This is a genomic window from Nostoc punctiforme PCC 73102, assembly GCF_000020025.1.
GTDB classification, from domain to species: Bacteria; Cyanobacteriota; Cyanobacteriia; order Cyanobacteriales; family Nostocaceae; genus Nostoc; species Nostoc punctiforme.
The window spans coordinates 509581-522128 of record NC_010628.1; the positions used below are offsets into that span (position 1 = coordinate 509581).

The 12548-nt window shown below is 43.1% G+C and carries 11 protein-coding genes; 2 read left to right on the plus strand and 9 right to left on the minus strand.

The features are described 5' to 3' along the window. Nucleotides 1-18: 18 nt before the first annotated feature. Together NPUN_RS40305 and NPUN_RS02110 are read left to right on the plus strand one after the other, a co-directional pair. Nucleotides 19-174, plus strand: coding sequence for a PIN domain-containing protein (locus tag NPUN_RS40305; RefSeq protein ID WP_193372253.1), 156 nt, complete (start codon nucleotides 19-21; stop codon nucleotides 172-174). 396 nt (nucleotides 175-570) lie between these two features. After that, nucleotides 571-1374, plus strand: coding sequence for a PIN domain-containing protein (locus NPUN_RS02110; RefSeq protein WP_012407219.1), 804 nt, complete (start codon nucleotides 571-573; stop codon nucleotides 1372-1374). A 348-nt stretch (nucleotides 1375-1722) separates the two neighbouring features. Here NPUN_RS02110 and nifD read toward each other — a convergent pair whose 3' ends face one another. The 9 genes from nifD to NPUN_RS41485 all read right to left on the minus strand — a co-directional run bounded on the left by nifD (nucleotide 1723) and on the right by NPUN_RS41485 (nucleotide 12306). Beyond that, nucleotides 1723-3165 carry a nitrogenase molybdenum-iron protein alpha chain gene (nifD, locus tag NPUN_RS02115; protein WP_041565131.1) on the minus strand — a complete coding sequence of 481 codons (1443 nt, stop codon included), beginning with the start codon at nucleotides 3163-3165 and terminating at the stop codon, nucleotides 1723-1725. Nucleotides 3166-3328: 163 nt separating this feature from the next. Further along, nucleotides 3329-4222 carry a nitrogenase iron protein gene (nifH, locus tag NPUN_RS02120; RefSeq protein ID WP_012407220.1) on the minus strand — a complete coding sequence of 298 codons (894 nt, stop codon included), beginning with the start codon at nucleotides 4220-4222 and terminating at the stop codon, nucleotides 3329-3331. 348 nt (nucleotides 4223-4570) lie between these two features. After that, nucleotides 4571-4927, minus strand: coding sequence for a globin domain-containing protein (locus NPUN_RS02125; RefSeq protein ID WP_012407221.1), 357 nt, complete (start codon nucleotides 4925-4927; stop codon nucleotides 4571-4573). Nucleotides 4928-5151: 224 nt separating this feature from the next. Then, complete coding sequence (nifU, locus tag NPUN_RS02130; RefSeq protein ID WP_012407222.1) at nucleotides 5152-6051, minus strand: Fe-S cluster assembly protein NifU; 900 nt, start codon at nucleotides 6049-6051, stop codon at nucleotides 5152-5154. Between the two features lie 104 nt (nucleotides 6052-6155). Further along, on the minus strand, nucleotides 6156-7364 hold the full coding sequence (gene nifS / locus NPUN_RS02135; RefSeq protein ID WP_012407223.1) for a cysteine desulfurase NifS: 1209 nt from the start codon (nucleotides 7362-7364) through the stop codon (nucleotides 6156-6158). Nucleotides 7365-7398: 34 nt separating this feature from the next. Further along, complete coding sequence (locus tag NPUN_RS02140) at nucleotides 7399-7755, minus strand: 4Fe-4S binding protein (RefSeq protein ID WP_012407224.1); 357 nt, start codon at nucleotides 7753-7755, stop codon at nucleotides 7399-7401. A 103-nt stretch (nucleotides 7756-7858) separates the two neighbouring features. Further along, nucleotides 7859-9310 carry a nitrogenase cofactor biosynthesis protein NifB gene (gene nifB / locus NPUN_RS02145; protein WP_012407225.1) on the minus strand — a complete coding sequence of 484 codons (1452 nt, stop codon included), beginning with the start codon at nucleotides 9308-9310 and terminating at the stop codon, nucleotides 7859-7861. Nucleotides 9311-10408: 1098 nt separating this feature from the next. Beyond that, nucleotides 10409-12007 carry a PQQ-dependent sugar dehydrogenase gene (locus tag NPUN_RS02155; protein WP_148220401.1) on the minus strand — a complete coding sequence of 533 codons (1599 nt, stop codon included), beginning with the start codon at nucleotides 12005-12007 and terminating at the stop codon, nucleotides 10409-10411. Nucleotides 12008-12153: 146 nt separating this feature from the next. Beyond that, nucleotides 12154-12306, minus strand: a complete 153-nt coding sequence (locus tag NPUN_RS41485; protein WP_167315558.1) for a hypothetical protein — start codon at nucleotides 12304-12306, stop codon at nucleotides 12154-12156. Between the last annotated feature and the right edge of the window lie 242 nt (nucleotides 12307-12548).

The window sequence follows — 12548 nt, forward strand, 5'->3', positions numbered from 1 at the left end:
CGCCTAGTTTATTGTTGAGTGAGAGCGATCACAACAACAGTCTACTTCTTTTACTGCGATGTCTACGACGGGCTATTCGGTGTCGCACTATCTCGTAAATCAGTTTTATTAACACGCAATCATCGGGATTTGGGCAAATTACCCGGATTGTTAATTGAGGTAGTAACAGTTTAATGCGATCGCATCCCCTCATCACGCGATCGCAAGCTGGTTGTCGAAGAATGCGATCGCTCCAACAGTCTAATTTTTATGCATCTCACAGATAATCTTTATCATGCGATCGCTACAATAGGTTACTTCTTGTGCATCTCACACACAATTTCTAAATACCGGGACTTAAACATTTTTGAGTGAGAAACAAGCCTTAAACCCATGCAGGATAAGCTAAATACACCAAATGCTCAAAAATAGCTGAAACCCAAATTTATATCAATAAACTAAGAAAAGCGATGTCAAAGTCATTCTGTATATAGATTTGGGACTATTTTTTGGCATTAAACGTAAAGTCCGATTACAACTATATGGGAAGCACTTTGCTAAGTAATATCTTCAACCCTAATTAGTTTCAGAATGAACGCTCTTATTTTTATAGATACAAACATCTTTCTAGATTTCTACCGAGTTCGAGGTGGTGAGCAGAAACTTAATCTCCTCAAGCGAGTTGACGATCATCATGACAGAATTATTACTACTGCTCAGGTAGAGATGGAGTATAAGAAAAACCGTCAGATAGTTATTCTTGAGTCCTTAAATAAATTCAAAACTCCAGATTGGGGTGGTTTGACTCCTCCAGCATTCCTTTCAGATGCACAACCAGCAATTGCCATTACGAAAAGTAAATCAGAAATATCTTCTCAACAAAATAAACTTAAGAAGAGAATTGAGGCCATTCTTAAAAATCCCTCTACAAATGATCCTGTTTTCAAAATTTTACAAAGGTTGTTCAGAAGCAAGAGCGACTTTAATCTTTCAAGAGAAAAGAAAATTCGATTTAAGATTCGAGGTTTGGCATGGAAACGTTTTATTTTAGGTTATCCGCCACGTAAGGATAAAGATACATCTATAGGAGATGCTATCAATTGGGAATGGATTATCCACTGTGCCGAAAATACAGAAAAGGATATAATACTTGTGACTAGGGATACAGATTATGGTGTCAATTACAATAAAGAACTGATTTTAAATGACTGGCTCTCTCAGGAGTTTAAGCAGAGAGTTGGTCGAAAAAGGAAAATAATCATTACTGACCGTCTAACCCAGGCTTTTAAAACGATTTCAGTTACCGTTACTAAACAGGAAGAGATAGAGGAAGATTCACTTCTTGAGGAGAAGATACGTAACACTGAAGAGTTTTCTTTAGAAAATGAGTTTTGAGTTAAAGAACATACTATGAGAAGGTCTGAAATGTTTTCTTATTTCAAACCACTCTAACCAAATCTTTTGGTTAGAGTGGTTTCCTAGTTTTCTTGTGACCAACACATTCTGTATGTAGATTTATTCCTACTTTTGCTGATCGCATCCCGTATCACACGATCGTCTACCTTGTTGCAAATAAAACTGCTCGCACCATTTAATCTAAAAAATCGTCATTAAAAATAGTCTTTCATTTTACAGTTTTTCTTTGAGCAAAATGCCAGCAAATCCTAAAAACCAGATTCCATAAGAGTTATACTGTCTGAAGCATCAAAATAGATTGTTACTATATAACCCTGCAACTCGCGTTTAGGCTAGAAATAAGCTCTTTTTTATCTCGTCGCGAAAAAACCTTGCATTATATGATGTTGAGGAGCGATCGCTAGGTTCGGAGTAATCCCAAGAGTGCATTTGACGGAAAGGTAGACCCATCTTTTGGAAGACGTACTTCTCTTTCACACCAGAAGCTACCAAATCAGGCTTCAGCGCTTTGATAAATTCCTCGAATTCGTAAGCGGTAACGTCGTCATAAACGATGGTGCCGTTTTCGATGTAGTGAGTGGTACGTTTGTAGTCGTCATTATGAGCGAACTCATAACCTGTACCAATCATCTTCATACCCAAGTCTTGGAAGGCTGGGACAACGTGGCGAGGACGTAGACCACCAACCATGATGGCTACAGTCTTACCATCCAAGCGGGGGCGGTACTTAGCGACTACCGCATCCATTGTGGGCTGATACTTGGCGATAACTTTCTCAGCGTTTGCTTGGATTGTTTCGTCAAATTTGGAAGCGATTTCCCGTAAAGATTCAGCAATCTTGGTGGGGCCGAAGAAGTTGTATTCCAACCAGGGTATACCATAAGCTTCTTCCATGTGACGGCTGATGTAGTTCATCGACCGGTAACAGTGGATGAGGTTCATCTTCACATTGGGGGTCATCAACATTTCGTTGATGGTGCCATCACCTGACCACTGAGCGACTACGCGCAAGCCGATTTCTTCTAACAGGATGCGGCTAGCCCAAGCATCTCCACCGATGTTGTAGTCACCTATGATGGCTACATCATAAGGAGTACCTTCAAACTTGAGTGTACCGTCTTTCTTAGCTTGGTCGGATCTGGTGAAAACCCAGTCACGAACCATGTCGTTAGCAATGTGGTGTCCCAAAGATTGGGAAACACCCCGGAAGCCTTCGCAACGCACAGGTACAACTGGCTTGCCAATTTCTTTCGATGTCTTCCGAGCAACTGCTTCGATGTCATCCCCAATTAGACCGATGGGACATTCTGATTGAATGGAAACACCACGGTTGAGTGGGAAAAGTACATCTAGTTCTTGGATGAGCTTGACAAGTTTCTTGTCACCACCGAACACGATATCTCTTTCTTGGAAGTCAGAGGTGAAGTGCATGGTACCAAAGGTATCAATACCTGTGGTGCCGATGTAGTAGTTACGACGACCAGACCAAGACCAGTAACCGCAACCTACAGGCCCGTGGCTGATGTGGATCATGTCCTTAATAGGACCCCAAACCACACCTTTAGAACCGGCATAAGCACAACCACGAGCGGTCATTACCCCAGGAAGGGATTTGATGTTAGACTTAACGCCGCAATCGGACTTACCTTCTTCGTATACACTTAAGTGCTTTTCCCGTTTTTTCTTAGCTTTATCGGGGTAAGCGTCTAGAACTTCTTTAATTAGTTCTTTTCTTTCTTCGATGATGTTTTGATTTTCTGGAGGTGTCATATTTAGCCTCTGTGACTCGTAAGGATCGGGGCATAGGGGGACTAGGAGTCCCCTCTAAGATTAGGGGGGAGATTAGAGGGAAAGGTCAAAGGTCAAAGGTCAAATGTGAGATTCTTCCTTTTTCCTTTTTCCTTGTGCTAAAGCGTTATTTCTTAGCAGCGATTTATACTACAGGAGCTTCAGCAGCACTCTTACCAACCAACATTGCGGTATTTTCGTCGCTTTCGAGAATACCGAATTCAATCAACAATTCTTCTAGTTCTTCCATTTCGATGGGTGTAGGAATAGCTAGATTTTTGTTGTCGATGATTTTGGTAGCCAATGTCCGGTATTCGTTAGCTTGGTTGCTTTCTGGTGCGTACTCGTTAACAGTCATCCGGCGCAATTCTGCGTGTTGAACGATGTTGTCACGGGGTACGAAGTGAATCATTTGGGTGTTCAACCGTTTTGCCAAGGTTTCGATCAATTCGATTTCCCGGTCAGTGTTACGGCTGTTACAAATTAAACCACCCAAACGCACGCCACCAGTGTGAGCATACTTAAGAACACCACGAGCAATGTTGTTAGCAGCATACATCGCCATCATTTCACCTGATGTCACGATGTAGATTTCTTGTGCTTTACCTTCACGGATAGGCATTGCGAAACCACCGCACACAACGTCACCTAATACGTCGTAAGATACGAAGTCTAGGTCTTGGTAAGCACCGTTTTCTTCTAAAAAGTTGATGGCGGTGATGATACCACGACCGGCGCAACCTACACCGGGTTCTGGACCACCAGATTCTACGCAACGAACGTTACGGAAACCGGTTAGCATTACTTCTTCGAGTTCGATATCTTCTACTGCACCACGTTCTGCGGCGAGGTGAAGAACGGTTGTTTGAGCCTTGCTGTGCAGCATCAAACGGGTGGAGTCAGCTTTAGGGTCGCAACCGACGATGAGGATGCGTTGACCCATTTCTGCCATAGCTGCTAAGGTGTTTTGGGAGGTGGTAGATTTACCGATACCGCCCTTACCGTAGAAAGCTATCTGTCTAATGTTTTCGTCTGTCATGGTTCTTGTTTCCCTGCAATTGGTTGGTTGGTGGGTCTGTGCGTTTGTCAGTTGCGTTCACGCCAGTTGAGCGACAGTAGTGAGCGCGTGTAGAGCATCGTTGGTAGCGTTGGCATAAATGCCTGCTGGGGGCGATCGCTCCACAGCCAAAATTATTGACAGTAAGTACATCGATCTTCCTCGTTAAAATTTTTTTCTTTTTGTTTTTGTCCTTTGTCCTTTGTCATTTGTTTTGACAAAGAACAAAGAAAATTACGCGATTTACAAATACGTCATAATGTGTTTCAGCTTGCAAGATTCAATAGGACTTGATGTTGTTATTTGTCAACAATCAATGCATAAGTCCTATTACTTGTTCAAAATAGCGCCCTTCATATTTGTGACGCGATCTAGTGCAGCTTTAGTGTTTTCTGCTGACACTCCACGCACAGCCATTGCTTCACCGAGATGCTTGGCGATCGCATCGAAGTGTGGTTGCTGTAAATTCAATCCTGCGTGGGTTTTGTCCATTGGACGACCGCCGTACTGCTTTGGCCCTTCAAATATTTGACCTAAGAAAGCAACTAGATGATTACGTTGCTTCGCCATATCTGTACCAGCAAAAATGGGACTGAGGAGGCTGTCTGTAGCAATGCGTTTGTGGAGTTCATCTACTACTTGTTCAATAGCTGGTTGTCCACCAATATTGTCGTACAATGTGCTCATATCCTGTTCCTTTGAAGCGAGTTGGATGATGAAAGAAAGCAAGTAGGCACTGAATCTATGAAGCCTATATGCTGTTAGCCGTCATAGCTAATTTAGCTATCGGTTGTCGGTAGGATTGAAGCATTGATGTGGAGACAATTATATGGTTCAAATCCTACTTTCTATTCCTGGCTGAATGCATATTAGAGCGTATTTGTAGATTACGTTAAGTCCTACAGCAATTCCTAAACTGCTTCGACTACAAGGCTCTTGCTGACACGATCTTGTAATCTGGCTTCGATCGCAATTTTCAGAGTTGCTGTACTACTAGAACAGGAACCGCAAGCACCTTGCAGTACAACTTTAACGCGATCGCCTTCTACATCATATAGTTCTACATCTCCCCCGTCTGCAATGAGTACGGGTCTGACTTCTTCATCAAGAACCTTTTGAATTAGAGCAATCTTTTGCACGTTTGTTAGCGATCGCTCTTTAGACGTAACAATTTCTGTGGCAACTTGTACGCCGTAATTGTTGAGAGCAGGTGAGGCGTATTCCTGTTGAACTGATCTAATAATATCATCAATGTTCGCTAGACAGGAACCGCATCCGCCACCAGCTTTTACATAATTTGTTACTTGTTCAGCATCAGTGAGATGATTTTCTAGAATCACGCGGCGAATTTTAGATTCGCTGATGCCAAAGCAACTGCAAATTAACGCGCCTTCATCGTCATCATCGTGGGTAGCTAGAGGTATGCCACGATAATTGTAGATAGCGGCTTCTAGCGCTTCTTGTCCCATCACAGAGCAATGCATCTTTGCTTCTGGCAAACCACCAAGGTAATCTGCAATGTCTTTGTTGGACACTTTCAAAGCTTCATCTAAGGTTAAGCCTTTGACCATTTCGGTTAATGCACTAGAAGATGCGATCGCACTAGTACAACCAAAGGTTTGAAAGCGAGCATCTAGAATTTTATCAGATTCTACTTCCACTTTCAGGTGCAATCTCAGAGCATCACCGCAAGCAATGCTACCGATTTCACCCGTTGCAACCTTAACTCCAGCTTCGCCCGTTTCTTCAATTTCTCCCTGATTTTTGGGATCGTAAAACAGTTCTAATACTTTATCAGTGTAGTCCCACATATTATTAAGTTCTGAGTGGTGAATGCTTAATGCTGTTAGCGGATAGCTAAGGTTTAGCCCGTGGGGAGTGGAGAATAGTTAATTCCCTATTCCCTATTCCCTAATTAACGATGCGCTAGTGCTTGTTCTTGTCCTTGCAACCAACCTGCATCATCATTTTTGAAGGGTGAGAGGGCGCGTAGACGTTCTACAATACTGGGCATTACCTCTATTACTTGATCGATTTCGGCTTCGGTGGTGTAGCGACAAAGACTGAAGCGAATTGAACCGTGCAAAGTTGTATAGGGTAAGCCCATTGCCCGCAGGACGTGGGAGGGTTCGAGAGAACCGGAGGTACAAGCAGAACCGGATGATGCACAGATACCGTATTTGTTCAATAACAGTAGAATTGCTTCACCTTCGATGTACTTGAAACCGATATTGGTTGTGTTTGGCAATCTCTGCGTAACGTCGCCATTAACTACACAATCGGGAATTTTAGCGAGTAAAGTTTGTTCGAGGCGATCGCGCAGCTTTCTTTCTCTTGTAGTGGCTTCTTCCAAGTGTAACAGTTCTAGTTCCGCAGCTTTGCCCAAGGCGATAATTGCTGGAACATTCTCTGTTCCAGCCCTACGTCCGCGTTCTTGGTGTCCCCCAATCATGAAGGGACGGAACCGAACCCCGCGCCGAATATATAAAGCACCAATTCCTTTTGGCCCGTGTAGCTTGTGACCAGACAGGGTTAACATATCCACGGTGCTAGTTTTCATATTCAACGGGATTTTTCCCACTGCTTGCACCGCATCTACATGGAAGATAGCGCCATACTCTTTGACACGCAACCCAATTTGCTCAATTGGGAAAATCGTTCCGGTTTCATTATTAGCATACATAATTGTCACCAAGGCGGTGTTACCCGTCAAGGAAGCTTCTAGTTCATCTAGATCCAACTGCCCTTGATGATTTACTGATAAATAGGTAACACTATAACCTTGGGTTTCTAATTGTTTGCAGACATTGAGTACTGCTGGATGTTCAACTTGAGTAGTGACGATGTGTCGCTTTTCAGGTTGCGCTAACAGTGCGGCTCGAATCGCCGCGTTATCTCCCTCAGTACCGCAACTTGTGTAGACAATTTCTGACTCATCGGCTCCCAGGATGGCTGCAAGTTGTTCTCTTGCTGTTCTCACTGCTTTACCGACTTGCCCACCAAAGGTATGCATACTGGAGGGATTGCCGTAATAATCTGTGAGGTAAGGTAGCATTACCTCTATAACTTCTGGGTCTACCTTAGTGGTAGCATTATTATCAAGATAGATGCAGTTATTTTGCATTGTTGTCTTCAATTAAGAATTAGGAATTATTTAATTAAGCTTCAGAACCCACTGATTGGGATTGACGCTTTTGCAACTGCTCTGAGTATTTCTGAGAATAGGTTTGAAACCAACGTTCCCAGTAATCTTGTTTATTTGTTAATTTAGCGACTACGCGGTTGTAATTAGCAAACCAGCCTTCCCAGTAATCGCTAGGCTGCTTAACGCAACCATCGCACGTGGGACAACCAGCTTTACACTGAGGTACGGTATGAATGCTACCAACACAATTTGTACAAAGTTCAGGGTCAATCCAGTGCTGTCCGTCAACCACTTTAACTGCATTTGTGGGACATACCGTTAGACAGAGATTGCAGGAAATACACTGGCTAGTAAGAATTTTGTAAGCCATGATTTATTCTCCTTTTGGGAAATGGGGCATTAGAGTCAGGGGAGAGGTTACAGGTGACAGGTGATAGGTAATAATCTCTCCCCTGTCCCCTGTAACCTATTCCCTATTCGTTATTCCCTAATTCCTTAACGTATTGCTCGTAAAACTCTAAAGCAACCTTTTCAATCACGTCGTAAGCTTCAACAGTCTTGATTCCAGCTTCTTGCAATTTTTCTTGAGGACAGTTACCAATCTTGGAAACTAAAACTGCTTTGCAATCTGCGATCGCTTTCATAATATGCTCAAAAGAAGCTTCTTCGCCGTATCCACCTTGGCAGTATTGGTCAATTTTGCGATGACCGATAAAGCGAACTTCGTTTCCACCCACTTCGTAAATTTGGAATTCTTTCGCATGACCGAAGTGTTGGTTAACTAATCCGCCGCCTTTGGTTGCTACTGCAACTAAAACTTTCGGACTATTGGCAATTTTCTTGCCAGCTAGCGCCTTATCTTTGGCTACTTTAAGTTCTTCTTTAAACTTCTCAATTCCTTCGTGAACGGTAGCGCGTTGCTCCATGTCATATTCGGGAGCCATTTCCAAGAATTTCTCTTTGGAAAACTCTTGGCTGCGGTCTTCTCCCAACAATCCGACTGCATCGGCACGACACTGACGACAGTGGCGCATCATTTTCATGTTACCAGAGCAGTTGTCTTGAACTTCTTTGAGTTCTTTGGGTGTGGGGCCGCGTTGACCGATTAAACCAAAGTGTGTGCCATGTTCTGGTGCAGAAATCAATGGCATGATGTTGTGCAAGAATGCACCTTTCTCACGAATGACTCGATTCACTTCGACTAAGTGATGGTCATTAATTCCGGGAATCATCACGGAATTGACTTTGCACAAGATGTCAGCATCTTTCAGGGCTTGCAATCCTTCCATCTGTCTTTCGTGGAGGATTTTCGCACCTTCAAGACCTCTGTAACGCTTGCGTCTGTAGTGAACCCAAGGATAAATCTTAGCACCGATCTCTGGATCTACCATGTTAATGGTGATCGTTACGTGATCTATATTTAATTGTTTAATGCGATCGATGTAATCAGGCAGCATTAAACCATTGGTTGATAAGCACAGCTTGATGTCTGGTGCTTGTGCTGCAATCAACTCAAATGTGCGGAAGGTTTTTTCTGGGTTCGCCAATGGGTCGCCAGGGCCAGCAATTCCCACAACTGTCATTTGGGGAATCTTGCCACCAATGACCAAAGCTTTGTGTGCGGCTTCTTCTGGTGTTAGCAATTCGCTAACTACTCCAGGACGGCTTTCGTTAGCGCAATCATATTTGCGGTTGCAATAGTTGCATTGAATGTTGCAAGCTGGTGCAACTGCAACGTGCATCCGAGCGTAGTGGTGATGAGCGTCTTCGCTGTAGCAGGGATGTTTAGCAATGCGTTCTTGGAGCTTTTCGTCCCTTTCCACGGTGGTGCTGGTGGTGCTATCGCAGCCGCAACCACCTGATTTTGCTTGGGTTGGCGATTCCGTAGCGTTGGAGTTGAGGAGTCGTGTAGACGGTGATGTCATTGAATTTCGCAAAAGGTCGGTGGACTTGGCTGCCACTGTGGGAGATGCTGTTGCTACTCTTTCATGCCCAGAATTGAAGTCGCGTCTTCCACACTGCCTGCAAACCCTTGGGTGAGGGCGACTTGTTTTCAAGTCAGGCAGGCGATAGATATCTGATGTTCGGCTGGTGTGTGTCAACGTTCGGTTCTTGGGTAGAATTTGTGCTTACAGCCGCGACTTCTCTTCACTTCAGGCATGGTGCTATGTCATCCCTCCACTCACCCTTCGCTTTGTTTTGTTTCAGAGCGTTAGGTGATTGGCGATATAAGATTTATAGCAGCCGTCTCCCAGCCAGATGTTGCGTCTCTCTAGGATAGAATTTATTGGATTTATTACTTTTGTACTCAAATACTAAAAACCCTAATTCTTCAAGCATTACAAGAATTAAAAAAGTTTTTTTTGGGTAGGGGTTCTAGTATTTTTTGGTTGGGGTTCTAGTGTTTATAGACAGGGGTTCAGGATTTCTTTGTACTCAGCCAAAACCCAATCCTAGCAATAACTTTAACTAAATTGAAACTAGGTTTGGGTTATTTAAATGTGTACTCAGATTGCCCTCAATTTCCGTCAAAAGCCATAAATGCCAAGGGTTTGAGGGTGAAAAACTGGAGTAGTCTACATCGTTCTACTCCAGAAACGTGCGAAATTCAATTCTGTATCTAACATATCATTTTTTTCAGGGTAAAAATGCAATTCATATTTATTTAATTTTTGCTTTGACCCTTCGACTTCTCTACGAGACGCTACGCGAACGCTCAGTGTTAACAATGATATTCAATTGTGGTTCTAAGTCTTATCTGATAAGCGATATGAGGCAATGAAAATAGATGTCTTGCTACACATAATTTTCAAAAAACTTAACTTTTAACTCCTTTTTTTTATTCCCACAATGAGGAGATGGGTAGAAAACTCTCAGATTTTGTGTTTAAGAGAAACAACAAACTATAATCTAACATGATTGAACGATCGCAATGAATTTTCTGAATTGCTCACTACAAACCTTAACGAAAAACCCCCTTCCCGTGTTGGGAAGGGGGAAAATTTCAAATCCGGCGAGTGGTGCTACTTAACCTCTATAAACGAGATTATGTTATCGAAGTCAGCCCCAACGGATTTATAATCACCAGGGCTAAACTCACGGCATCGACCACCAGTTTCATGTTGGCAGACACGTACAACGGTACCTGATGGTACACTTAACGAGCTAATAGCGTCATTTCCCACAACCTTTAAGTCACCTTGGTTGGCTTTGTATACTCCTGGAGTTGTAGGAAAAGACTGGGAAGAACCAGCAAAATTAGCATCTCTGTAGGCCTTAACCACCTTTGCTGACGGCGTGTAGGAGAGCTTGTAGATGGTGCCGCTATAATCATCCGAAATTAACAAATTACCTTGTTGATCGACTACCATATCTACGGGTCGCCCCCAGATTTCTTGTGTTCCTGGAACTAGCCAACCGTTGACTAAATCCATCTCCTGCTCTGGAGCCTTTGTGCTGTTGTTCCAGGGAAAGTAAGCTATTTTGTAGCCCGTTTTCTTCTGTCGATTCCATGAACCATGCAGCCCCGCCACTGCCCCATTTGAGTACAGGCTGGGAAAATTGGTATTTTGTAGGAATGTTAGTCCCAAGGGAGCGGAATGGGCTTGGATACCCTTGCTAATCCTGTCCATTGCATTGCAATTAACCTTGCCATTGGCATTGAACTCATAGTCGCGGTCAAAGGGCATATTGTTCACGCCATTTGAAGTGTCAGGATTGGGGTTGCAAAAAGGCCAACCGTAGTTACCACCATCTTGGACTCGCGTAAACTCCTCTGGTGGGTGGTCGTCCACGTAGGAAGGGATAATCTTACCGTAATTGCCACTGCCATCGTTGAAGGGATAGGCGATGTTATCTCGATTATTAACAACTACCCAAAGGTCATTTGTGTTAGGCAAGAATGCTAATCCTTCGGCATTACGTAAGCCTTGGGCAAACAGCCGCCGATTGCTTCCATCTGCGTTGTACTGGTAAACTGCACCACGCACTGGGTTACTGATAGTATCTTCCTTGCAGGCATTGCAGGTAGAGGCTATGGACACATACAGTTTGTGATTGGCATCAAGTGCGATGTTTTTCAGTTCGTGACCATAAGCGCCTTTAAGTTCTCCTGTGCTGCTATCTGGTAAGCCAGTTACAACAATTTGACGATTTTTTGCGGTTAAGTCTCCAGAGTTGTAGATAAAGCGGTTAATTTGATGAGTTTCAGAGATATAAACGTATGTGGTGTTGTTTATCTTATGAAACACAATGTCATGTGGCTTGCGTAGACCCGTTACAAAGTCAGAAATAATTGGGTCTTTGCTGCCATTTGCCCGGACAATTAATACTTTATTCGCACTGGGTTGTGATACTAGAAGATCCCCATTGGGAGCAACTGCCATAAAGCGAGCTTTGTTTATACGAGCATAAACAGCAATGGAGAAGTTGGGGGGTACTTTCAAGTAACGGTTAATATTGAAAGGTGCATAGTTCATGCTACTAGGCACTGTCAGCTTGGTTTCAACAGACGCAGCAGGCGGTTGGCCCAACGCTGTGGGGGAAAAAACCTCTAAGGTTATTAAACTAGCAACTGAAGGGATCAAACTAAGTAGTGACGCAGATAATATGCGTCTGAGCATTGGTATTTGGTTTAGGGAAAACATAACCATTCTTAACTTTTCTCTAGCCTGGTAGTGATGTATCTGACACGTAGCCCTCGGCTAGCCGATTTTTCCGAGAGCCAAAACAAAGATTACCCACGGTACTTGTTTTTGAAAATACTTCGTTAAATATCTTTATGTAGTACATTTACTATTATCTTTCCTAACTCATCAAAAAATGGGTGAACCAAAAGTTGCAAAGAAAGGCATAGCGATCGCTCTTTCCAACTAAAAAAGTCCTCAAAACCAACGGAATTATCACCATTGTACCTAGCCACAAGAGCTTGTACAGAGAGTCTTACAGCGTTATTTCCCTATCAATAAGCCAAATTGGTATTTGAAAAACCATAAGCATTCAAGACTTGGTTTTTCTCAAAGAAATGATTGAACCTGGTAAAAGCCGTTTGGTAATTGAGCGCACATATCCCTTGGTATAATTAGCGGCAGATACCTGTGATATTTCTGCAATAACCCTGAAATCTGGAAACATTACTCCAGCTAGTGGATATACTCGTAATCA

What these genes read in the sequence shown, in the direction of transcription:
- NPUN_RS02110 (WP_012407219.1), top strand. Translation starts at nt 571, where the DNA reads ATGAACGCTCTTATTTTTATAGATACAAACATCTTTCTAGATTTCTAC.
- nifD (WP_041565131.1), bottom strand. Translation starts at nt 3,165, where the DNA reads ATGACACCTCCAGAAAATCAAAACATCATCGAAGAAAGAAAAGAACTA.
- nifH (WP_012407220.1), bottom strand. Translation starts at nt 4,222, where the DNA reads ATGACAGACGAAAACATTAGACAGATAGCTTTCTACGGTAAGGGCGGT.
- NPUN_RS02125 (WP_012407221.1), bottom strand. Translation starts at nt 4,927, where the DNA reads ATGAGCACATTGTACGACAATATTGGTGGACAACCAGCTATTGAACAA.
- nifU (WP_012407222.1), bottom strand. Translation starts at nt 6,051, where the DNA reads ATGTGGGACTACACTGATAAAGTATTAGAACTGTTTTACGATCCCAAA.
- nifS (WP_012407223.1), bottom strand. Translation starts at nt 7,364, where the DNA reads ATGCAAAATAACTGCATCTATCTTGATAATAATGCTACCACTAAGGTA.
- NPUN_RS02140 (WP_012407224.1), bottom strand. Translation starts at nt 7,755, where the DNA reads ATGGCTTACAAAATTCTTACTAGCCAGTGTATTTCCTGCAATCTCTGT.
- nifB (WP_012407225.1), bottom strand. Translation starts at nt 9,310, where the DNA reads ATGACATCACCGTCTACACGACTCCTCAACTCCAACGCTACGGAATCG.
- NPUN_RS02155 (WP_148220401.1), bottom strand. Translation starts at nt 12,007, where the DNA reads ATGCTCAGACGCATATTATCTGCGTCACTACTTAGTTTGATCCCTTCA.